We start from the raw sequence: 22,530 nt of genomic DNA on the forward strand, positions 1-22,530 counted from the left end.
ATCTGAAAAAATGTTGATTCCCGTTGCATCCCGGAATTTGTATGCTACTGAATTTTTTCCGGGGCCATTGCTCTTTCCACGAAAGCTTTTTCTTCTTTGGTGAGTTCATAGCGTGGCTTTCTGACATATCCCCCATTCAATCCTTTGCAGCCGAGAAGATGTTTCAGGGCCTGAACCGGCTTCGGGAAGGATTCCAGAACATCCAGTGACGGAAGGATTCTTTTATAGATTTCTCTTCCTTTTTCCAGATCCTTTTCCTCACACACTGCTTCATACAAAGCCACACAATCCCTCGGAGCCACGTTTGCCAGCATACAGATCCAGCCGCAGGCGCCGGCAGCAAAACTTTCGAAGGCCAGGTTATCACAGCCACAGAATACGGAAGTTGTGTCCGGGGCATCATTCAACACCTGGGTGAGCTTGTGCATATCACCGCTGGATTCTTTTACAATTGCGGCTCTGGGGTGTTTCAGAATCTCATTGTAAGTATCCTGCTCAAGCTCCACACCTGCTGATCCCGGATTGTTATAAACGACGATCGGAAAATCGGTTTCGTCCATCACATAATGATAGAATTTCACGATTTCGTCCTGCGCAGGATGGCAGTAGAACGGAGAAAGCACCATCGCCGCATCGGCCCCGCATGATTTGATATTCTGCACCAGTTTGACAACATCTTCAGGCCTTTCTCTGGAAGCCCCAACAATGACGCTTACACGGCCGTTGATATAAGGAACAATCTCGCGTACATAGTTCATATGCTCTTCGTCGGAAATGCTCTGGTATTCTCCGGTAGCCCCGAGGATGCAGACCCCGTGAACCCCGTTTTCAATCAGCCAGTCCAGATTCTTTTTGGACTGCTCTAGGTCAAACTCCCCGTTTTCTTTAAATGGTGTGACTGCTACCGCATAGATTCCTTTAAACTTTTCATTCATAGTGATATTTTCCTTCCTTTTATTCCCGCACTTTTCTGCGAAGTCTTGTATTAATTGCAAATCCTGCCGAAACTTAATTGCAAAAACTTTCGAAACTTAATTGCTAAATCTCTCGAAACTTAACGGAGAGAGGTCCATGAAAGTTTCCTCCCCTGCGATGATATCTGCCATACATTTTCCCGTAATAGGGGAGAGTCCGATGCCGTCCCCTTCGTGCCCTGCCGCAATATAAAATCCCGGGATTGCAGTGCCGGAAACGATGGGCATGTGGTCCGGGGTAAACGGGCGCAGGCCACTGTATGCCCGGATTACCTTGATGCCGGCGATGACAGGGAAGAAGCGGATTGCCCGTTCGGCCAGCGCCTGCATGACATCAATCTCACTGCGGATATCCTCTCCGACAAAACTTCTGGAGGAGCCGATCAGGAAGTTATTGGATGTCGTCGGCTCGAAAACGAAGGCCACTTCATTTCGTTTTACCCGTTCGGATACCGGTCTTTCATAGTCTCCACTCTGGAATTTTGTCAGCATATACCCGAACTCATGCACCTTTCTGCGCGCCACACGGAAGGTCTGCTCAGAAACGAGGATCTGTCCCTGCCTGGCACGGATCGGAATATCGAGTCCCGCCATTTTGCCGATTAGCGGTGCACGCACGCCGCAGGCATTCACAACATTTTTAGCCAGAATGGTTCCGTTTTCACAGAAAATGGAAAAATAATTCTCTTCCTTTTTCAGGTCCACGACCGGGTTGTGCAGAGAGAGTACGGCACCCAGTCGTTCGGCCGCCAGTGCGAAGGCGTATGCCAGTCCGATGGGATATACGGAGCCGTCAGAGATGGTCTCCAGTCCGCCGTAAATATCTTTCGCGAGATAGGGTTCGTCTTCCAGCACTTCTTTGTGGTCCAGCATTCTCATCTCGATTCCGCATTGCTTCATATCGCTGCAGAATCGGGAGGCAATCTCGAATTCTTCTTCTGTTTCTGTCAGATAAAGACTTCCTTTTTGGGTCCATTCAATGTTATAATCCAGTTCCTTTTCGAGTCCGGGAAACATATCCTGGCTTGCTTTTGCGAACAAGGCATCGAAACCCGGCTGTTTATCACATACGAGAATATTTCCGTCACTTCTGCTACTTGTGGAATCTGCAATATCACCCGCATCTATGAGGATGACATCCGCTCCTTTTTTGGCGTTGTAGTAAGCACATGAGGTTCCGATGGAACCGGCTCCGATCACAGCTATATCATATATCTGGCTCATATCACACCTCCTTCTTTGTCCCGGCCAGTTCCCCGAACGTGGTCGGCCTGACAGGCGGTCGGTCCGTACTTCCGGTCAGGGTATCCGGAGCGCTGCCAAGTTCCTCGGCCAGAATGCGGCTGACAAGCTTTCCGCAGGTTCTGCCCTGGCAGAGTCCCATGCCGGCACGGCATCTTCTTTTTACTTCCGTGACAGTGGTCGCTTTCTTATTGCGGATCGCATCCCGGACTTCCCCGGCCGTGATCTCCTCACAGCGGCATACGATCACATCATCGTCCAGTACGCCTTCCGGCTCCACATTTTCAAAGCCTTTCCCTGGTTCAGGCAGAACGAGTCTTCTCATGGTCCTGACGTCATCCACCTTATCCGTAGGGACTGCCAGCGTAATCACAGGAGTATGGTCATTTTTCTTTGGATTCATAACTCTTACCACCGTACCTTCACAGACATATTCACCGGCCCTGCTCAAAGCCTCTGCCTTGTCTCCTTTTTCCGGGAGCGGCAGGTATTCGAAAGGAAAACTAATCAGAGCCTCCGATTCAGAATAGGTCTTATCCACAACGAAAATAGCGAGTCCGGAGCAGGCTGCCACACAGGAGCCGCAGCCGGTACAGCTGTCCTCATCGATTCTTGGAGTATTGGTGATCGGGGTTCCGATTTTAATCGCATGGAACGGACACGCCGCCTCACACGGATTACAGGGGATCTCCTGCACACATTCCGCAATTGCAACCGGGCCTCTGGCAAAACGTTCCTCACTCGGCCAGCCGTTTGCAGAGACGATTTCTTCTCTGGAAGGATAGCCGTCGTATATCAATCCTCTTTGTTTTTCCATTACATGGTCACCCCCATTTCTATCACACGGTTTTTTGCATTCATGCGCCGCTCCCCGAAGGGTCCCTGGCGCAGGGATGCGAGCCGGTCTCTGATTTCCTCTTTTTTCTGTTCTGCATCTGCCCGGTTTAAATGACCAAGTGCACAGGAGACGGATACTGCGGCAAGGCGTCCCTCGTCCATTGCGGTGCTGGCTTCTTCCACACCCGCCGTATCACCGGCCACGTAGATGCCCTCCACACTCGTTTCCATATCCGCATTATGGATGGGCATGAAACCTCCGAGCTCCGGAATAAAGCCATGCTTTACTCCCGCCATCTGTGCAAGTTCGCTTAAGGGCCTTAATCCCACTGCAACGCAGATGGTATCGACGTCAATCTTTCGTTCCGTACCTTTTAAAATCTGTCCGTTTTCGAATCGGGCTATGACGGCTTCCTCTACCCGGTCACTGCCTCTGGCCTCTGCTATTGTATGGCCTATGAAAAACGGTACTCCGGCTCTTTTTAACTTCGCTGCATGGACACCGTATGCACCGATCCGCGGCATTCCTTCCACAATTCCCACAACATCCGCCCCTGCCTGCAGGAGCTGGTAGGCAACAATGACGCCTACATTGCCGGAGCCGATCATTAGAATTCTTTTTCCGGGCAGCACCCGGTTTACATTTACCATTGTCTGGGCCGCGCCGGCACCCATGACTCCCGGGTAAGTCCATCCCGGAAAACGAAGCGGGTTTTCCGCACCACCGGTACAGATGAGAATACTCTGAGCCTCTACTGTTTCTGTGATGCCGTTTCGCAGCACAGCAACCCTTTTTCCTGCGAAAATGCCGATCACCGAGCTCTCCAGCCAGACTTCAACGCCTAGCTCTTCGGTTTCTTTTAAGAGCTGCTTTCCGATTTCAAACCCGCGGATACCTGCGCTGTGCGCCTGTGACCCGAAAAACTTATGGAGCTGTTTGAAAAACTGTCCTCCGGCGGTCCTGTTCTCATCGACCAGAAGGACTTGACATCCATTTTTCGTCGCTTCGATCGCTGCTGCAAGACCGGCCGGGCCGGCACCGATAATTACAACTTCTCTTTTCATGGCTTCTTCCTCCCGTAACCTTCCTGTGTTTCGACGGTCATGCCATCCTCCACCGGAGTGATGCACGTCCTTACGTTTGCCTTGCCGTTTACCGTCATGACACAGTCCGTACACTGACCGATTCCGCAGAAAATACCGCGTGGTTTGTGCTCTTTTGCTGTATATCTGTGGATTTTAATCCCGTTTGCAAGCAGGACGGCCGCAATCATTTCGCCCTTCTTTGCCTGCATTACTTTTCCGTCCACGGTGATCTCTACAAATTCTTCGCAATTATCTTCACCCAGTATGGGATGATTTTTTACCCGCATTTCATCCATTTCACTGCCTCCTGTTTTATGTTTTACGCCAGCTGGTATCCCATCGGGAAAATATCTTCCGGGTCCAGCATAAATGTGTGGATTCCTGTTATAAACGCCCGTCCCCTGACTTCCGGAAGGACTGCCGGCAGACCGCCTACTTCAGCGTCATCAACATAGGTACATTCAAATCTTCCGCCGATGATGCTCTCATGGGTAAAAGACTCTCCCTTTTTGATTGCACCCTTCTTCGCCAGCACCGACAGTTTGGCGGATGTCCCGGTTCCGCACGGGGAGCGGTCGATGGCTCCGGGCGGGATTACAACGGCATTTCGGATGAGGTTCGGTTCGTCCTTGCTGTTTTCATAAAACTCTACGTGGGTCACATGATTTGCAAAAGGAATCTCAGGATGCACAACCCGGATCTGCTGGTTAATATAGCTTTTTAACAGATTTCCGGTTTCAATAATTTTTCCGGAGTTCTTCGGTTCCAGAATCAATCCTGCAGAGGCAGCGGGCAGAATCGCATAAATATTGCCACCGTATGCAATATCCAGTGTCAGCGGTCCGAATTCTTTCGTGTCAACGGTCACATTTTCTGCCATCACAAATGCCGGTGCATTTAAAAATGAAACGCTCCTGGCCTCCCCGTTTACAACTTCAATCTTGAGCCTGACAAGACCGGCGGCGGTGTCCAGAGTGACATATGTAAAGGGCTCCGTTACTTCAATCATTCCGGATTCAACGAGGGCGGTTCCGACACCGATCGTGTCATGGCCGCACATCGGCATCCAGCCGCCGACTTCAAAATAAAGCACCCCAATATCGGCTTCTTCGCGGCAGGGGGAAGTAATGATCGTTCCGGACATGACTTCATTGCCTCTTGGCTCATACGTTAGAAGCTGCCTGACCCAGTCACCTTCCGTCCTCATATACTGAAGCTTCTCCAGCATCGTATTACCCTTAATGTATGGAATCCCGCCCAATACATTTCTTGTCGGTTCTCCGCTGGTGTGAGTGTCAATCGTATGAAACGTCTTTTTAATTTTCAAAAATTTTTCCTCCTTCACGAAAATTTGTATACGATTTAATTATTTGTATACATTTATACTGTTAACTTCATTCTATCATTCTTTCTGACAAAAACAAGTGGTGAATTTCATTTTTGTGAATTATTTTCGCTTGAATGTGAAAAAAATAACTTAAAATGTTGCTTGAAATGAAAAATAAGCAATAAAAGCATCATTATTGTGAAATATTTGTTTATGTAAATGAATTTACGAGCCTAGTAAGACATATACCTAAATACTTAACGAGGTATTTTACGAGTTTAGTATTTATGGTATAATGCTCGCACTTGGCGAGGTATTTACGAGGCTAGTAAGACATACACCTAAATACTTAACGAGGTATTTCACGAGTTTAGTATTTATGGTACAATAGAAAAACCGGCAGGTCCCGGGGACGGATAAGATTTCACCTTCGGGACTGCCAAATACTGAGATTTCATGCAGAAAGGAGACTATCAATATGAGTCAGGCCGATACGATCGGAGAAAAAATAAAAGCAATCCGCACCTCACAAAATCTGACATTAAAGCAGTTAAGTGAACTGACAGGATTGTCCACAGGCTTTCTGTCACAGTTGGAGAGGGGGCTGTCGTCCATTGCAGTGGACAGTCTCGAGGTGATAGCAAATGCCTTAAACGTAAACCTCGGTGTCTTTTTTGACAGCTATTCCGAAAAAAACGATGAACCTGTCATGTACAGCTTTTCACAGCGCTATAACCAGACGGCGTCCAAGATTTTTCAGGCTGTCCTGAACCACGATGTGTCATCCTTTGCAATGCTGCCAAGACTCACCCAGCTCATGCCCCAGGCCAATCTGGATGAAGAAGAGCTTGAGATGTATAACCATAAAGGCGAAGAATTCATCTATGTACTCGAAGGTACGGTCACACTCCTTTTAGACTCCCAGAGATACACATTAAATCCGGGCGACTGTGTACAGTTTTCATCCAATAAAGACCATAACTGGATGAACTGTACCAACAAGATAGTTAAACTATTAACTGTTAATATTCCAAGCCCTTTTTACGAAGAAAAAGAGTAAAATTGTGCATATTGTACAAAAATAGCAGGAACAAGGTCAGGCTCTGAGGCAGAGGGCAGGGCCTTTTTTTGTTTCATAGGTAAGTACGTCCTATGAAACAAAAAGCCCTCCCGGCGGGATGCGCACTGTTGCGTAAGTGGTAGATGTCGCAGAGCGACCGCCGCAGGCGCGAGTTTCGCAAGCGAAACTCTATTTTACGTCTGGACCGCAAAGGGGTCAGACCCTTTTGCGGTTATCTGTCTTGTCACCTGTAAACTTATATGCTATAATAGTGAAAATTTACCGCAGATTTTATCTGCAAGTGAAATCCGCCGGTTTAGCGGGCGGGGGAAGGTGTGAAAAAGATGTCTATAGTTGATGAGATTCATGCATTGAAAAAGGAAAAGAATGCAGTTATACTGGCACATTATTATGTGAATCCGGAGGTTCAGGATATCGCCGATTATATAGGGGATTCTTTCTATCTCAGTAAAGTGGCGGTCGGTTTGAAGGAGCAGACGATTGTGTTCTGTGGGGTATCGTTTATGGGAGAGAGCGCGAAGATCCTGAATCCGGAGAAGACGGTCCTGATGCCGGATGCGTCTGCTGATTGTGCAATGGCGCATATGGCCGATGAGGAGACAATTCAAAGGGTGCGCAGGGAATACGATGATCTGGCGGTCGTGTGTTACATTAATTCAACCGCGGAGTTAAAAGAACTGTCTGACGTTTGTGTCACTTCGGCAAATGCGGTGAAGATCGTGAAGGCGCTGCCGAATAAGAACATATTTTTTATCCCGGACAGGAATCTGGCACATTTTGTAGCGGAGCAGGTACCGGAGAAGCATTTTGTATACAATGAAGGATACTGTCCTGTTCATGAAAGAATGAGAATAGATGAAATTGTGAGAGCGAAGGAAGCACACCCGGAAGCGCTCGTCCTGACCCATCCGGAGTGCCCGAAAGCCATACTGGACATCTCTGATTACATAGGAAGTACAAGCGGGATTATCGATTATGCGGCAAAGAGCGACTGCGGGGAATTTATAATATGTACGGAAAACGGTGTCCGCCATAAGCTCGAACAGGACAACCCCGGAAAGAAGTTTTATTTTACGGAGACAGAGCCCGTCTGTCAGGACATGAAGACTATCACATTGGAAAAGATACGTCATGTCTTAAAGACAGGCGACAATGAAGTTCATGTGTCAGATGCACGCAGAGAAAATTCCAGAAAACCTCTGGAGAGGATGCTTGAACTGGCAAAATAGGAAAAGCTCGGGGAGGCTGGTTATGGAAATAAAGACAGACATCGTAATCGTAGGCACGGGTGTGGCCGGTTTATTTGCTGCACTGAATCTGCCGAAAGACAAGAAAATAGTCATGATCACAAAATCAGATCTGGAAAGCAGTGATTCATTTCTGGCACAGGGGGGGATTTGCGTCCTGAGGGGCGAAGAAGATTACGATAGTTATTTTGCAGACACCATGAATGCGGGGCATAATGAAAACCGCGGGGAGTCTGTGGAGATTATGATTAAAAGTTCCCCGGATATTATAAATGACCTGGTAGGCTATGGCGTTGAGTTCGAGAAAAATGGTGAGGAATTTGCCTATACCCGCGAGGGGGCCCACTCTAGGCCGAGAATACTGTACCACAAAGATATTACCGGAAGAGAGATTACAAGCAAGCTTCTGGCACAGGTAAAGAAGCTTGAGAATGTTACGATTCTGGAATACACGACTATGACAGATATTATAGAAGAAAACGAAAAATGCGCAGGGGTCATCACCGATAAGGGAGAGATCCGCGCAGACTTTACAATTCTGGCGAGCGGCGGGATCGGGGGAAGGTACAGGCATTCCACGAATTTTCCGCATCTGACGGGTGATGCGCTGGATATCTCGAAAAACCACGGGATCAGGCTGGAGCATCTCGATTATGTACAGATTCATCCGACAACGCTCTACTCAAAGAAACCCGGGAGGCGTTTCCTGATCTCTGAGTCAGTCCGCGGCGAAGGTGCCGTGCTGTACAACAAGGACAAAAAACGTTTTGTGGACGAGCTTCTTCCGAGGGATGTAGTGACTCAGGCCATCCATGAGCAGATGGAGAAGGACGGGACAGACTATGTCTGGCTCTCAATGGAAAACATTGATACAGAGACTATCATGTCTCATTTTCCGAATATTTACCAGCATTGTCTGGAAGAAGGATTTGACGTGACAAAAGAATGCATCCCGGTGGTACCGGCGCAGCATTATTTCATGGGAGGAATCTGGGTGGATTCAGACAGCAGGACCTCGATGGAAAAATTATTTGCGGTGGGAGAGACAAGCTGCAACGGAGTACATGGCGCCAACCGGCTGGCAAGCAATTCACTGCTCGAGAGTCTTGTATTTGCAAAACGCGCGGCATCGAAAATCAGGGAAGAGTATCATGTACCAGAACGTTTTCCTGATAAAATGTAAAAAAAGGAGATATTAGAAATGAATAAGATTACAATGACGCTTCAGGCAGACAACTTAATCTTAGAAGCCTTGAAAGAAGATATATCAAGCGAGGATGTTACAACAAATTCGGTTATGAAAGAGGCCGTGAAAGGCGAAGTCGAACTGATCTGCAAGCAGGATGGAATCATTGCGGGACTCGACGTATTTAAAAGAGTTTTTGAACTTCTGGATGAACAGGTGGAAGTGGAATTCAATTGTCAGGATGGTGATGAGGTTAAAAACGGACAGCTGATGGGAAAAGTGACAGGAGATATCCGCGTCCTTTTATCCGGGGAGAGAGTTGCGCTGAATTATCTCCAGAGGATGAGCGGGATTGCTACATATACACATTCTGTTGCAGCACTTCTGGAAGGAAGCAAAACAAAGCTTCTGGATACAAGGAAAACAACACCGAACATGCGCATTTTTGAAAAATATGCCGTACGTGTCGGGGGCGGATATAATCATAGATATAACCTGTCTGACGGAGTGCTTTTAAAGGATAATCATATCGGTGCGGCAGGAAGCGTAACAAAGGCCGTCCAGATGGCAAAAGAATATGCGCCGTTTGTACGGAAAATTGAGGTGGAAGTAGAGAATCTGGATATGGTAAAAGAAGCTGTAGAAGCAGGCGCGGACATTATCATGCTTGACAACATGACGACAGAAGAGATGCAGGAGGCAATCCGCGTGATCGGCGGAAGGGCCGAGACAGAATGCTCTGGGAATGTGACAAAGGAAAATATCAGCCGGATTACATCTCTCGGTGTAGATTACGTGTCCAGCGGGGCACTGACACATTCAGCCCCAATACTGGATATTTCACTGAAGAACCTGCATGCAGTATAACAAGGGGAACCCAATTTGCAGAAAAAATCAGGAGGTGACAGCGTCAGATGATGACAGGCCCAGAACGAAGAAGTGATATAATCAGCCGTATCAAAAACAGTGCTGTACCGGTTTCCGGCAAGGCGCTGGCACAGGCTTACGAGGTAAGCCGCCAGGTTATCGTACAGGATATCGCATTGATCCGCGCATCCGGTCACGATATTATTTCTACAAATCGCGGTTATATACTCAACGCACCGAATATCGCCAGCAGGACATTCAAAGTTCAGCACACGGATGACGAACTGGAAAACGAACTATGTTCCATCGTAGACCTCGGCGGCAGGATCGTGAATGTTATGATCAACCACAGGGTGTACGGACACATGGAGGCAGTTTTAAATATCAACTCCAGACGGAAGGTGATGGAGTTCATGGAAGATATCAAAAGCGGGAAATCAAGTCCGCTTAAGAACATCACGTCCAACTATCACTACCATAAAGTAGAGGCAGAAAATGAAGAAACACTGGATTTGATTGAGGAAATGCTCATCAGGAAAGGATTTCTGATTCAGAATTAAAAAAGCCGGGGCATCTGGCTCCGGCGGAGAAAGGAATGAAAAGAAAATATATTTTAAAAAGCATTTATGCTTTGTATGATTATAAGATAACCTTTATTTGTGATAAAATTGTGATGTCGAAATTAAGAGTTTGTAAAGGAATCATTAACACTTACTGAACTATTGATTTGGTTCCGTACGACAGGGGGGCCAGTCAGGTATTCAGCCAGATTTCCTGCTGACTTTCATAAGAACTGCCTTGACATTCCGATTTTGCTGTGATACGCTTTTTAACAGACCAAATAGAATATTCACTTGGAAAACGCAGTGACGAAGAGAGTAACCTGAAGGACATTCTACAGAGAAATCCCACATAAACCCGGTCAGGGTTCCTAGCTGAGAGGGATGAATGAAGCACAGGCGAACATGGCTTCCGAGCGGCGCACCGAACAGAGGACAGTACGAAAGAATGCATGGCCATCATGAACGGAAGGGCCGGTTATTTGTCCTGTGCAAGGCTGCGATGGGTTCGCCCTTTATAGCGAGGAAGTGCTGACGGCATATCTAACAGATGCATACGGCACTTGCTGAGGTTCTGTCCGTGAGGAGAGAGCAAAGTAGAAGTGGTAACACGGATAACTCCGTCTTCTTAACAAAAGAAGACGGTTTTTTTATTTCATAGGAAAGTACTCCTATGAAATAAAAAGCCCTCCGGGGGATGCGCACTGCGGCGTATAAGGTAGATGTCGCGATGCGACCGCCGCAGGCGCGAGTTTCGCAAGCGAAACTCTATTTTACAAAACTTCAAAAAGGTACAGGGCTCTCAGCGTTTTGGTACACCACAAAAGTTAATTAGGGACGTAGTAAACCTTAAAAAGATTACGTCCCCAAGGAGGGTTTTAGGATGGACAAGTATTATATTACAACCGCGATTGCCTATACGTCAGGCAAGCCGCACATCGGAAACACATACGAAATTGTTCTTGCGGATGCAATTGCAAGATACAAGCGAAGCCAGGGATTTGATGTGTTTTTTCAGACTGGCACAGATGAGCATGGTCAGAAGATTGAGTTAAAGGCAGAAGAGGCCGGAATTACACCAAAGGAATTTGTTGATGGCGTTGCCGGCGATATTAAGAGAATCTGGGACCTGATGGATACTTCTTATGATAAGTTTATCCGTACGACTGACGATTATCATGAGAAACAGGTTCAGAAGATTTTCAAGAAGTTATATGACAAGGGTGATATTTACAAGGGGCATTATGAGGGCATGTACTGTACTCCGTGTGAGTCTTTCTTTACAGAGTCTCAGTTAGTGGATGGGAAATGTCCTGACTGTGGCCGTGAGGTTCAGCCTGCGAAAGAGGAGGCTTACTTCTTTAAGATGAGCAAATATGCAGACCGCCTGATCGAACATATCAATACACATCCGGAATTTATTCAGCCGGTATCACGTAAAAATGAGATGATGAATAACTTCCTGCTTCCGGGACTTCAGGATCTGTGTGTGTCCAGAACTTCCTTTAAATGGGGAATTCCTGTGGATTTTGATCCGAAGCATGTTGTCTATGTGTGGCTAGACGCCCTTACCAACTACATCACGGGCATCGGATATGACTGTGACGGTGAGTGTACGGACCAGTTTAAGAAGGACTGGCCGGCGGACCTGCATTTGATCGGAAAAGATATCATCCGTTTCCACACGATTTACTGGCCGATTTTCCTGATGGCTCTGGACCTTCCTCTGCCAAAGCAGATTTTCGGGCATCCGTGGCTGCTGCAGGGTGATGGCAAGATGAGCAAGTCCAAAGGAAATGTGCTCTATGCCGATGAACTGGTTGATTTCTTTGGTGTTGACGCCGTGCGCTACTTTGTTCTCCACGAAATGCCGTTCGAAAATGACGGTGTCATTTCCTGGGAGCTGATGGTAGAGCGTCTGAACTCAGACCTTGCAAATACGCTCGGAAATCTGGTAAACCGTACTGTTTCCATGACAAATAAATACTTCGGCGGTGTCGTATCCGATAAAGGCGCAGCAGAAGAAGTCGACGCAGACTTAAAGGCTGTAGTTGAGAACACACCAAAGACCGTTAAAGACAAAATGGATGACCTCCGGGTTGCAGATGCGATCACAGAAATATTCAATCTGTTCAAACGCTGCAACAAATATATTGACGAAACAATGCCGTGGGTACTTGCAAAAGACGAAGACAAAAAAGACAGGCTGGAGACCGTACTCTGGAATCTGATCCAGAGCATTTCCGCAGGTGCAGTCCTTCTGGAATCCTTCATGCCATCCACAAGCAAGAAAATTCTGGCTCAGCTCAATAACGGCCATGTAACAGACAAGCCGGAAATTCTCTTCCAGAGGCTGGACCTGGAAGAAGTAATGAAAAAAGTCGAGGAACTACACCCTCAGGCAGAGGAAACTTCAGAAAATGCAGAGGATGAGAATGTGATCGACATCGAGACAAAGCCGGAAATCACATTTGAAGAGTTCGGTGCAATGCAGTTTCAGGTAGGCGAAATTATTGCCTGTGAAGCAGTAAAAAAATCCAAAAAACTACTTTGCTCCCAAGTGAAAATCGGAAGTCAGGTAAAACAAATCGTTTCCGGAATTAAGAACTATTACTCTCCAGAAGAAATGGTTGGCAAAAAAGTCATGGTACTTGTTAACTTAAAACCAGCCAAACTTGCGGGGGTATTGTCAGAGGGAATGCTGCTTTGTGCAGAAGATGCAGAGGGAAACTTGGCATTAATGACACCTGAGAAAAACATGCCATCAGGAGCGGAAATTCGTTAAAAACATATGTGAAAAAAATAACGGGGGACGTAGTATTTCTAAGGAAGGCTACGTCCCCAATTAAAAGCCTTTTTCTTTTTTTACGATGTAAAGTGGCCGTTTTTTTGTCTCCATGTAATCTTTTGATATATACTGTCCGAGTACGGATATGAACAGCAGCTGTATTCCATTCAGGATGAGGATCAGCAGTATGATCAGCATGACCCCGTTCAGGGCGTATCCGAAAAATATTGTGCGGACTGCGGCGGTGATTCCGAGGATGATTCCGAGGATGAGCAGGAGGATTCCCGTGCTCCCGGCCAGTCTGACCGGGGCGGTTGAGAAGGAGTATATCCCGTCCAGTGCGTATTTAAACAGGCTTTTCAGGTTCCATTTACTGTCTCCGGCGGCCCGTTCGACATTGTGGAACGGGATCCATTTGGTGTCAAATCCGATAAAGGAGAAGATTCCTTTCATATACCGGTTATATTCCTTAAATTCGAGAATCGAATCGGCCATCGCCCGGTTCATCATTCTAAAGTCGCCCGCGCCGTCGCTCATATTGAGGTCGCACAGCCGGTTGATTACTTTATAGAAGTTCCGCGAAAGAAAATTCCGGACTTTTCCTTCGCCCTCTCGGTCTTCGCGGAATCCGGCACAGCAGTCGTAGCCTTCGTTTTTGAGGACATCGTACATTTCCTTGAGCAAGGAAGGGGGATGCTGGAGGTCTGCATCCATGAAAACGCAGTACTCACCGCAGGCATGCTGTAATCCCGCATACATGGCGGCCTCTTTGCCAAAATTTCTGGAAAAGGAAAGGTACTTGCAGCGCTTGTCCTTATAGACAAGGCTCTCCAGTATCTCAGGCGTGTGGTCCCGGCTGCCGTCATCTATAAAAATGAATTCGCACTCTGCTGTTTCGATTTCCCGTACCGCTTTTTCTGTCTCCTCATAAAAGAGAAGGAGCACCTGTTCTTCGTTGTAGCAGGGGACAATGATACTGATTCTGTCCATAAATTAATCCCTCCGTTGCATGTTTTTTGCCTGTAAATTTTTCCATCCGGTAATTACGGCCGATATTAGATAAATCAGGAAGCAAAGAATGCTAATCACATATCCGGCCTTCTGACCGGGAGCGTGGAATAGGATCCGGATATCATGTGTCCCCTTTTCCAGCTTTACTCCGGCAAACGCCTGATTTATTTTTAATATAGGTACATTTTTCCCATCAACTGTAATTTCCATTCCTTTTTGAAGTGGAATTGAGGTTACAAAATATCCGTCCGCTGCGGCATCTGCAGTGCAGGATAAGATTTCGCTGCCTTCTGTATCGTGATTCTCCACAGGGGTATACTGTTTTTCCCCGAGCAGCTGCTCATCATAAAGATGCCAGGTGATATTTCTTATAAAATATTTTCCCTTCGAAAACTGGAACTTAATGTTTTTAAGCCCTTTCCCTTTTGAATCGGACAGCTGATAATGGAAGGTGTCGTTTTCATTCGGATAAGGTGCATAAGCGCCGGAAAGTTTATTTCTCATGCTGTTAATATCGATGACTACGGCATTCTTTCCATGATTTATAACGTCGAAATCGAGCAGCAGTATTTTATCTTTTAAGGTATGTTCCAGTGCCATTGTGACCGAAGTTTCTTTCTTTACGTCCAACAGGTATCCGCCGTTGGTTTTGGTGACACGGATTGTGTCGGGAAGAACCAGGTCTTTAAAAGCCGGTGCATATTCCTTCATTCCTTTCGCATAATCAGAAACGGCTGTGACCTCACCGTCAGAAACGGCTGTGGCCTCACCATCAGAAATGGCCGTGTCCTCATTGTCGGAAACGACGGTTTCCTCACTGTCAGGAACAACGGTATAACGTGTAATCGCATCCAGACGGTCGTATTGGTTCAGCCTTAGAAACTGGGAATCAGTGATGCAGGAGCTGGTCACATAGGCAATCGGCAGTACGTTTTTGTTTTCTGCGAATACGATTCGGCCTTTTTTTGATTGGGATACAATCTGGTAACCACAGGGGATATTATCCTCTGTTGTCTGCAGATAGCGCACCCCGAGGAAATTCAGCAAAAAAGGATTGGCTGACGGCAGAACGGCGAGCCTGTTGTTGATCTGTACTGCGGAGTGAAAGGTATCATAGTAGAGGTTCGAATAATCCTTATTGGTGATGGAAGAGTACATTCCGCTTTTCTGCACCGTGGTATCCGAGGTAAGATTACAGGAAGCCAGTACATCTGCAAGGCTGTCATAGCGGTAGAGCGGGTCCATCACGGGGGTATCCGTATCTGAAGCAGTTATTTCCTGTTCAAATACATCGTTTTTGTCTACGAAATCTTCTGTCTGCATAGTCTGCAAAAACAGCACACACGGCATGATGCAGAGGAGAAGGTGTGATACCAGAAAACGAAGCTGATCTGTCTTTTGGCTGCATCGTATTTTCTGCCAGATTGCAACAAAGACCAGAATTCCTATGTCAGCGACAATCCATTTGAAATTACCGGAATACATCCACGCCGGTAAGAAGGCCGCAATGATGAGACAGGGCCAGAGTTTCCAGTGAAGGTGTTCCTGTCCGGTATCTTCCGGGGCCGATGCGGGGTTCGGGCCGATGTCCCCCTGACGCAGCAGACTGAGGATTTTCGTACACTGCAGTAAAATAAGAGGAACAAAAGGAATTAGAATCTTCGCGCGCGCATACAATGTACCGTTAAGCACCCATGATGCAAAGAACCAGGTGGATATAATCAAAAGAAAAATACTGTCAGTCCGGTATTTTTTACTTGTAACGCCGAGAATCAGTGCATAAAGGCAGACAGCGGTCAGCCCCATCCCGTATGGACTGTAAAGGATGGACTGAAGATTCAGTGACACGCCGAATATTTCCGGCAGGCTTAAACTTGCGGACGCCCGGCGGTGTTCCAGTATGACCAGCCCGGTCGGAATCAGGAGTATGGCAGCCATCCCGATGGAAAGAAAAACTGATTTCAGAAAGCAGGGAAATCCTTTTTTCCAGAAAGTGAGGCCTTCCTGCCTAAGCCAGTACCACCCAATTACTGCAAGGCATGCAATCGAGTAATAAAAACTATTTACATAAATAAAAAATAAAATCAACGGCAGAAACCGGAACCGTCTTTTTTTAACGGCTATTAGTGCCAGAATCAGGAAGGGCATATAATTGACAAACATGACCTGCCGGTGTGTATGGAAAAAACATGCCGCCGTCATAAAAAGCAGGCTTCCGGCAAAGGCAGATAGGCTGTCGATTCCGTCTTCTGACTTCAGGAAATAATAAAACAGCAGGACAGAGCATAAATATCCTGCCAGCATATAGCCGATTAGGAGATACACCATCGGCACTGATGGCAGCAGGCACCCGATGACGATATCCGGGCGCAGATATCCATAATAGGAAAACTGGTATCCGTTGCTTCCGGAGCCCAGCGGCAGAAAGGCAGGGACAAGCGTTTTCTGCTCAATGCAGGTATCACGTATCGTCTCGGCCAGCCGGACATGCTGGCTCAGCCAGTCCGTATAGGAGCCATAAAAAGTATCTTTTGGCACCACTGTCAATATGAACAAAATGAAGAGCCCGGTTAAAAGCACGGGGAAGAAATATTTTTTTCGGGTCATAACGCTCTCCTTCCAAATAAATTCAACAGTATTTAATATACCCGCTATTTCTTAAAGATTGCCCAAACTGAATCTGAAGAATTCTTAAGATGGAATGTATTTTTTCAAAATTCATGTATAATGGTACTTATTTAGAAGTACTGTTATTAAGAAATCCGACGTAAGGGGGAGCATAGAAATGGAACCGGTGAGTATATTAGTCGTTGATGATAATCCTGAAATCCGTGAAATTATTCAGATTCTGCTTCAGGGAGAAGGATTTTCGATCGAACAGGCGAAAAATGGTATGGAGGCGCTTCAGGCCCTCGTGGGACAGGCATTTGACCTGATTATTCTGGACATTATGATGCCGGGAATGAATGGCTATCAGACATGTCTGGAAATCCGCAAGCAAAGCAATGCACCGATCCTGTTTCTGAGCGCAAAGGGGCAGGAAGGCGACAAGACACTCGGATTTTCAAGCGGGGGAGATGATTATCTTGTAAAGCCGTTTTCCTACAATGAACTGGTCAGCCGTTCCAAAGCGCTCATACGGAGGTACCAGATCTACAAAGGCAAGGATGCCGCATCAGAGACTTTAAAGCCGCAGGATAACATAAAGGGAATGGCATCGCACGGTTCTGACAGCCACATCATACACTTTCATCATTTAGAAATAGATGAGTCTGCGGAGACTGTTTTTACCGGAGGGCATCAGATCGAACTCACTGATACAGAATATGCCATGCTGCATTTGCTTGTGAAAAACCGCAGGCAGATATTTTCCGCAGAACGGCTCTATGAGGCAGTCTGGGAGGAGGAGTACTATTATGGGGCAAATAATACGATTATGGTCCATATCCGCAATCTCAGAAAGAAGATAGAAAAAGATCCGAAAAATCCGGTCATGATAAAGACTATATGGGGAAAGGGGTATCGGTGTGATTAAAAGAATGTCTGCCCGCATCCGTAAATTAAAAATCAGAACTAAACTATCCCTCCTTATGCTGACATCGGCTGTAATCAGCCTTCTGTTATTTTCATTTTTATGGAAAAACGTCGGGAACGCATGGGATTTTTTATGCAGGTATCCGGCGCTGTCGTGGGACAAGCAGGGGCTCATCGAGACGCTGAAGGAAACGGCAAAGTATTATGATGTGCCGGAGAGTGAAAAAGATAAAGAAGGGGCAGCAAAGATTGCCCCGTTTTTTGATGCAAAGGATGAATATACCGGGGTGTATATCTACGAAGCCGATGGTGACGGCCTGTACCGGACAGGCAGGTACCCGGAAATCATGGATGAGGCTGTATTTGGAAGTCTGATGGATTTAGGATACAGAGTCACAACAGGAAAAATTGAAGAATACGAGTTTATCCCGATGGAATTCCATAACGGAGAATATAATGTATACATTTACTCCTACCATGCCCTAAACATGATCTATCCTTATTTACTAATCAGTGTGCTGCTCAGTGTTGCTGTATTCCTGTCACTGACACTCATATTTATTAACCGGAGAATGAAAGCAATCCTGAACCTGAAGGACGAAATCCTGCTGATGGCCTCCGGCGAGCTGGAACATAAGATCCCGGACTGCGGAGAAGACGAGATCGGAATACTATCCGGCGAGCTGGATAATTTAAGGGTTGCCCTAAAAGAGAACATTCAGCAGGAGGAAGAAAGCCGGAAAGCCAACCAGGACCTGATCACTGCCATATCGCATGACTTAAGGACACCCCTTACAATCCTGAACGGCTATCTCGAGGTATTAAAGTTAAAAAGAATCCCCCCTGAAACAGAAGAGGAATATCTCGACCGGTGCCTTCAGAAGACGAGTGACATCAAGGAAATGACAGACAAAATGTTCGAATATGCCCTCGTATTCGAGGAGTCCGAGGATGTCAACATGACAGAAGTAAGCGCTGCATCCGTCCGCACAGTCCTCAGGGAGAACCTGGACTTCCTGCAGCTGGCCGGATTTCAGGCAGAGGCTGTGCTGGAAGAATGTACAGGCAGGATACTCGGAGACGAGACTATGTTCAAAAGAATCTTCAACAACTTATTCTCTAACATCCTCAAGTACGGAGATAAGAAATATCCGGTAAAGCTAACCTTCCAGACAGAAAAGCAACAAATCAAGGTTACATTAATCAATACTGTAAAAACAGAAAAAGACGAAATAGACAGCAACAGGATCGGACTCAAAAGCGTCGAAAAAATGGTTGGACTGCATGGCGGGACATTATACGTCATAAATCAGGCCGGGGTATATAACGTACAGATCACATTTCCAATGCTGTAAACGGACCGCAAAGGGGTCAGACCCTTTTGCGGTCCGTTTTCAGAATCGTTTATCAATTCATCTCTAAGTCTATGGGATTATTTACCTATAGAATATCTGTAAATATCAAGTGTATAGTTAAAAATATATAAAAAATCCTATTAATTTTTGAATCGTATATTGAAACGTTTCAATGAATTTGCATTTCGGAAGTATTGTATTCTCTATATTCTTCCGTTATCATTTTCATATACTAATTCCGGAATTTAATAAGTTTATTGCATCAGGATGACTTGAAAACAAATTGTCAGACAGGAGGATTTAGATGAATAAAATAGGCATACATTTTGGGTATTTCAATACGGACTGGGATACGGATTTTATCCGCCAGATTGATCAGGTGAAAAGGATCGGCTTTGATATTCTGGAAGTTGCACCGGCGCCTTTGATGAAGTTATCGAAAGAACAGCGAAGAGCGATCCGTGACCATGCAGAGGAGAAAGGGATTGACCTGACTTTCTCCGTGGGGCTGGGGAAGGAGTATGATCTTGCTTCTGCGGATAAAGAGATCCGAAAAGCTGGAATCCAATTTACACTGGACACATTCGATATTATGCAGGAAATGGGCAGTACGATGTATTCTGGTGTAGACATCGGAGCATGGAACCAGACCTACTCATACGGTGTTATTGACAAAAGCAGGGAATGGAAATATTCAATCGAATCTGTGCAGGAAATCATGAAGTCCGCAGAAGAGAAAGGAATAACATTTGCAGTGGAAGTGGTTAACCGTTATGAATCCTCACTTGTAAATACGGCAGAGGAAGCGATGGAGTATATTTCCCGTGTCGGAAGCCCGAATTGTAAGCTTTTGCTGGATACATACCACATGAATATTGAAGAAGACAGCTTCGAAAAGGCAATTCAGCTGGCGGGCGGCAGTCTTGCACATTTCCACGTAGGAGAACCGAACCGGAGACCGCCTAAGCCAGACGGAAGGATGCCGTGGGATGAGATTACAGGTGCATTGAAGTCCATTCATTATGAAGGCGCCATTGTAATGGAGCCATTCATAAAAATGGGAGGCGAGGTTGGACGTGATATCAAGGTCTGGCGGGATATCAGTAAAGGCGCCCAGACAGATGAAATGGAAAGGCTGGCTGCAGTCTCAGTAAAAATGTTCCGTGAAAAAATGCAGCCGTAAGGGGTCAGAGTGATGTCGACAATCAAGGATGTTGCGCGGATTGCAGGGGTTTCAGTCGGTACAGTTTCAAACTTCCTGAATGGGAAGGAAAATGTGAAGGAAGAGAAAGTACAACTGATTAAGCAGGCTATGGAGAGTCTGGATTACAGGCCGAATTACATGGCGCAGAATCTCAAAGGGATGAAAAGGAAGATTATCGGAATTCTTTTTCCGAATTTAGATGAGCCCTACAACGATATTTATAAAGGACTCACCGAATATCTGGACATGAAGGATTTCATAACCGTACTGAAACTAACACAGAATAATATTGTTCTGGAAAATCAGTTTCTGGACCAGCTGGTCAATATCGGTGCAGTCGGAATCATTATGGTATCCAATGATGCCGCAAACATAAAAAAATACAAGAAAATAGAGAAAAAAGGTGTCTCCTTCGTATTTGTTGAGAGAAAAGTCGGACAGGGAAGTTTCAGCAACGTACTTTTTGAGAATAAAGATCTGGTCTATGACATAACAGCCGGACTGCTCCAGGAGAATCCAGATGTCAATATCAAGGTTCTGCTTGGCAAACAGGAATTTTCCAATGAAAAGGACTGTGCGGAGGGGTATCTGGCGGCGCGTGAATCAGGCAAAGGTGACATTGAGGTAATCAAGGAAATTAACAGGGAAGCTGTTTTCGACCACATTTACCGCTGCCTTATGTACTTTGATCCGAAGCCGGCACACGTCATAGCGTCTTCCGTTGAATTTGCAAAAATATGTGTGGAAGTATGCAACATTCTAAAGGCTGATATCTGTATCCATGCCCTTGCGGGAGAAAAATGGTACATGACGGATATCCAGAAAAATATGGTTCAATACGGCAGAAATGCAATCCTTATGGGGAAACAGGCAGGGGAGAAGATGAACGAACTGCTGTCGCACAGAAACCTTCCGGAACGAAATACTATTTATATCAAATCAAAGAAAAATTACAGTATATCCGAGGTTAGCGGGAATGAGAAATCCAGAAAAAAAATCCGGATTCTGGCCTATAAGTGTGATGCATCAAATGCCCTGAAAAAGCTGGCTGCCAGTTATAGAAAACAGTGCGGGACAGAAGTAGAGTTCCACGAACTGGGATATACAAAGCTCAGAGAACAGTTGAAAAAGGAGTTTGCAGCACAGTCCCGGGAATACGATATCTATATGTTTGACCTTCCCTGGATGGGCAGTGTGCTCTCGAAAAACGTTTTTGCTGACCTGTCTAAGGAGGTTAAGGAAGACAATCTGCTCAGGCGCTATCCAAAAACAATCGTAAAGGCATTTTACAGGTTCGACAGAGGAGTGCATATATTCCCGATCATAGCGACAACTCAGGTCCTGCTGTACCGGAAAGATATTTTTACCAACCCGGATGTAAAATCGCAGTTTATGAATATGTATGGTTACGAATTGTCTCCTCCGGGCACATGGTCAAACTTTAACACAATAGCGGAATTCTTCGACAGAAGCGTCAATCCGAGATCCCCGTTCCGATATGGAACCGCAGCGAGTGCACTGGAGCCGATCGGACTGATCAATGAATTTCTCCCCCGGCAATGGGCCTTCCACGGACAGATAACGGACCGTTGGGGCAAGGTAGTGATAGATAGTGAGGAGAATGTGAAAGCACTGGAGAATCTGACAGCTACATTCGAGCATATCCCTGAGGGCACGGAAGGCTACTTCTGGGATGAGATTTTTGAAATGCTTCTCAGAGGGGAAATTCCAATGGCGCAGGGATTCGCGTCACATTACCAGCCAGGGAAATATTCCGTCGAGGGTAATACATATGAAAAATACATAGAAGCGGTTCCGGTGCCCGGACACAGGCCAATGCTGGGAGGCTGGGCCCTGGGAATCAACAAGTTTTCAGAGAATATAAAAGAGTGCTATGAGTTCATAAAATGGAACCTGAACGATAAGACCGCAATTCTAAACATGCGTCTGTGCGGGTGTGTTCCGACAACGACCGTGTTTCAGGACGATACGCTGAAACTGAGCTATCCCTGGCTGAACATGGTAAATGAAAAAGTGGAACTGGGCCGCCTGCGGGAGGAAATCATGGACCGTGAAAAGCGGATCATCAACACAGAACTGATTGATGATGCGATATCCGGAGGGATTAAAAAAGCAGTTCTGAAAAAGGAATCGCCGCAAAAGGCACTCGGAAAAATACGAGATGAAATCAGTCAACTGATTTCGGGAAAGTCAGAGACCGCGCAGTAAGC

General features: G+C 46.2%; 19 protein-coding genes. 11 read left to right on the plus strand and 8 right to left on the minus strand.

The genetic code is table 11. The features are described 5' to 3' along the window. Positions 1-44: 44 nt before the first annotated feature. The 6 genes from DWX43_RS21765 to DWX43_RS21790 form a co-directional block, all read right to left on the minus strand. A complete protein-coding gene (locus tag DWX43_RS21765; RefSeq protein ID WP_118621846.1) occupies positions 45-935 on the minus strand; it encodes a dihydrodipicolinate synthase family protein in 891 nt (296 codons plus the stop codon). Positions 936-1,031: 96 nt separating this feature from the next. After that, positions 1,032-2,198 (minus strand): FAD-binding oxidoreductase, encoded by a 1,167-nt coding sequence (locus tag DWX43_RS21770; RefSeq protein WP_118621847.1) that lies wholly within the window; start codon positions 2,196-2,198, stop codon positions 1,032-1,034. Position 2,199: 1 nt separating this feature from the next. Next, complete coding sequence (locus DWX43_RS21775) at positions 2,200-3,033, minus strand: (2Fe-2S)-binding protein (protein WP_109732804.1); 834 nt, start codon at positions 3,031-3,033, stop codon at positions 2,200-2,202. Then, positions 3,033-4,118: an NAD(P)/FAD-dependent oxidoreductase gene (locus tag DWX43_RS21780; protein WP_118621848.1), complete on the minus strand. Its 1,086-nt coding sequence runs from the start codon at positions 4,116-4,118 to the stop codon at positions 3,033-3,035. Before DWX43_RS21780 ends, DWX43_RS21775 begins: the two co-directional genes overlap by 1 nt. Beyond that, entirely contained in the window at positions 4,115-4,426 is a 312-nt protein-coding gene (locus DWX43_RS21785; RefSeq protein WP_109732898.1) for a (2Fe-2S)-binding protein, read from the minus strand. Before DWX43_RS21785 ends, DWX43_RS21780 begins: the two co-directional genes overlap by 4 nt. A 32-nt stretch (positions 4,427-4,458) precedes the next feature. Continuing rightward, on the minus strand, positions 4,459-5,466 hold the full coding sequence (locus DWX43_RS21790) for a proline racemase family protein (protein WP_118621849.1): 1,008 nt from the start codon (positions 5,464-5,466) through the stop codon (positions 4,459-4,461). A gap of 478 nt (positions 5,467-5,944) precedes the next feature. On the opposite strand from DWX43_RS21790, the gene DWX43_RS21795 reads away from it, so the two are divergent. From DWX43_RS21795 to metG, 7 genes are all read left to right on the plus strand, one after another. Beyond that, positions 5,945-6,526 carry a cupin domain-containing protein gene (locus DWX43_RS21795; protein ID WP_109732807.1) on the plus strand — a complete coding sequence of 194 codons (582 nt, stop codon included), beginning with the start codon at positions 5,945-5,947 and terminating at the stop codon, positions 6,524-6,526. A 344-nt stretch (positions 6,527-6,870) separates the two neighbouring features. After that, complete coding sequence (nadA, locus tag DWX43_RS21800; RefSeq protein WP_118621850.1) at positions 6,871-7,776, plus strand: quinolinate synthase NadA; 906 nt, start codon at positions 6,871-6,873, stop codon at positions 7,774-7,776. Between the two features lie 22 nt (positions 7,777-7,798). Beyond that, the gene (locus tag DWX43_RS21805) at positions 7,799-8,977 is read left to right on the plus strand and encodes an L-aspartate oxidase (RefSeq protein WP_118621851.1); all 1,179 of its coding nucleotides are present in this window, start codon (positions 7,799-7,801) and stop codon (positions 8,975-8,977) included. Positions 8,978-8,995: 18 nt separating this feature from the next. Beyond that, on the plus strand, positions 8,996-9,847 hold the full coding sequence (nadC, locus tag DWX43_RS21810; RefSeq protein ID WP_118621852.1) for a carboxylating nicotinate-nucleotide diphosphorylase: 852 nt from the start codon (positions 8,996-8,998) through the stop codon (positions 9,845-9,847). A gap of 47 nt (positions 9,848-9,894) precedes the next feature. Then, complete coding sequence (locus DWX43_RS21815; RefSeq protein WP_330405408.1) at positions 9,895-10,407, plus strand: transcription repressor NadR; 513 nt, start codon at positions 9,895-9,897, stop codon at positions 10,405-10,407. A gap of 388 nt (positions 10,408-10,795) precedes the next feature. Further along, on the plus strand, positions 10,796-10,942 hold the full coding sequence (locus DWX43_RS27090) for a hypothetical protein (protein ID WP_182440789.1): 147 nt from the start codon (positions 10,796-10,798) through the stop codon (positions 10,940-10,942). Positions 10,943-11,290: 348 nt separating this feature from the next. Beyond that, the gene (metG, locus tag DWX43_RS21820; RefSeq protein WP_118621853.1) at positions 11,291-13,192 is read left to right on the plus strand and encodes a methionine--tRNA ligase; all 1,902 of its coding nucleotides are present in this window, start codon (positions 11,291-11,293) and stop codon (positions 13,190-13,192) included. Between the two features lie 60 nt (positions 13,193-13,252). Here the strand turns inward: metG and DWX43_RS21825 are convergent, their stop codons facing one another. Together DWX43_RS21825 and DWX43_RS21830 are read right to left on the minus strand one after the other, a co-directional pair. Continuing rightward, positions 13,253-14,185: a glycosyltransferase family 2 protein gene (locus DWX43_RS21825; protein WP_118621854.1), complete on the minus strand. Its 933-nt coding sequence runs from the start codon at positions 14,183-14,185 to the stop codon at positions 13,253-13,255. A gap of 3 nt (positions 14,186-14,188) precedes the next feature. Continuing rightward, positions 14,189-16,813, minus strand: a complete 2,625-nt coding sequence (locus DWX43_RS21830) for a YfhO family protein (protein ID WP_118621855.1) — start codon at positions 16,811-16,813, stop codon at positions 14,189-14,191. Between the two features lie 178 nt (positions 16,814-16,991). Between DWX43_RS21830 and DWX43_RS21835 the strand changes: the two genes are divergently transcribed. From DWX43_RS21835 to DWX43_RS21850, 4 genes are all read left to right on the plus strand, one after another. After that, positions 16,992-17,741 carry a response regulator transcription factor gene (locus tag DWX43_RS21835; protein ID WP_118621856.1) on the plus strand — a complete coding sequence of 250 codons (750 nt, stop codon included), beginning with the start codon at positions 16,992-16,994 and terminating at the stop codon, positions 17,739-17,741. Then, positions 17,734-19,095, plus strand: a complete 1,362-nt coding sequence (locus DWX43_RS21840) for a HAMP domain-containing sensor histidine kinase (protein WP_118621857.1) — start codon at positions 17,734-17,736, stop codon at positions 19,093-19,095. The genes DWX43_RS21835 and DWX43_RS21840 overlap by 8 nt, the downstream gene beginning before the upstream one ends. 304 nt (positions 19,096-19,399) lie before the next feature. Next, positions 19,400-20,278, plus strand: a complete 879-nt coding sequence (locus DWX43_RS21845; protein ID WP_118621858.1) for a sugar phosphate isomerase/epimerase family protein — start codon at positions 19,400-19,402, stop codon at positions 20,276-20,278. Positions 20,279-20,290: 12 nt separating this feature from the next. Continuing rightward, positions 20,291-22,528 carry an extracellular solute-binding protein gene (locus tag DWX43_RS21850; protein WP_109732817.1) on the plus strand — a complete coding sequence of 746 codons (2,238 nt, stop codon included), beginning with the start codon at positions 20,291-20,293 and terminating at the stop codon, positions 22,526-22,528. Positions 22,529-22,530: the final 2 nt, after the last annotated feature.

This window comes from Clostridium sp. AF19-22AC, from assembly GCF_003479085.1.
Taxonomy (GTDB): domain Bacteria; phylum Bacillota; class Clostridia; order Lachnospirales; family Lachnospiraceae; genus Faecalicatena_A; species Faecalicatena_A orotica.

Excerpts from the sequence above, each read along its gene's own strand:
- DWX43_RS21765 (WP_118621846.1), bottom strand. The coding sequence starts at position 935 with ATGAATGAAAAGTTTAAAGGAATCTATGCGGTAGCAGTCACACCATTT.
- DWX43_RS21770 (WP_118621847.1), bottom strand. The coding sequence starts at position 2,198 with ATGAGCCAGATATATGATATAGCTGTGATCGGAGCCGGTTCCATCGGA.
- DWX43_RS21775 (WP_109732804.1), bottom strand. The coding sequence starts at position 3,033 with ATGGAAAAACAAAGAGGATTGATATACGACGGCTATCCTTCCAGAGAA.
- DWX43_RS21780 (WP_118621848.1), bottom strand. The coding sequence starts at position 4,118 with ATGAAAAGAGAAGTTGTAATTATCGGTGCCGGCCCGGCCGGTCTTGCA.
- DWX43_RS21785 (WP_109732898.1), bottom strand. The coding sequence starts at position 4,426 with ATGCGGGTAAAAAATCATCCCATACTGGGTGAAGATAATTGCGAAGAA.
- DWX43_RS21795 (WP_109732807.1), top strand. The coding sequence starts at position 5,945 with ATGAGTCAGGCCGATACGATCGGAGAAAAAATAAAAGCAATCCGCACC.
- nadA (WP_118621850.1), top strand. The coding sequence starts at position 6,871 with ATGTCTATAGTTGATGAGATTCATGCATTGAAAAAGGAAAAGAATGCA.
- DWX43_RS21805 (WP_118621851.1), top strand. The coding sequence starts at position 7,799 with ATGGAAATAAAGACAGACATCGTAATCGTAGGCACGGGTGTGGCCGGT.
- nadC (WP_118621852.1), top strand. The coding sequence starts at position 8,996 with ATGAATAAGATTACAATGACGCTTCAGGCAGACAACTTAATCTTAGAA.
- DWX43_RS21815 (WP_330405408.1), top strand. The coding sequence starts at position 9,895 with ATGATGACAGGCCCAGAACGAAGAAGTGATATAATCAGCCGTATCAAA.
- DWX43_RS27090 (WP_182440789.1), top strand. The coding sequence starts at position 10,796 with ATGAAGCACAGGCGAACATGGCTTCCGAGCGGCGCACCGAACAGAGGA.
- metG (WP_118621853.1), top strand. The coding sequence starts at position 11,291 with ATGGACAAGTATTATATTACAACCGCGATTGCCTATACGTCAGGCAAG.
- DWX43_RS21825 (WP_118621854.1), bottom strand. The coding sequence starts at position 14,185 with ATGGACAGAATCAGTATCATTGTCCCCTGCTACAACGAAGAACAGGTG.
- DWX43_RS21830 (WP_118621855.1), bottom strand. The coding sequence starts at position 16,813 with ATGACCCGAAAAAAATATTTCTTCCCCGTGCTTTTAACCGGGCTCTTC.
- DWX43_RS21835 (WP_118621856.1), top strand. The coding sequence starts at position 16,992 with ATGGAACCGGTGAGTATATTAGTCGTTGATGATAATCCTGAAATCCGT.
- DWX43_RS21845 (WP_118621858.1), top strand. The coding sequence starts at position 19,400 with ATGAATAAAATAGGCATACATTTTGGGTATTTCAATACGGACTGGGAT.
- DWX43_RS21850 (WP_109732817.1), top strand. The coding sequence starts at position 20,291 with ATGTCGACAATCAAGGATGTTGCGCGGATTGCAGGGGTTTCAGTCGGT.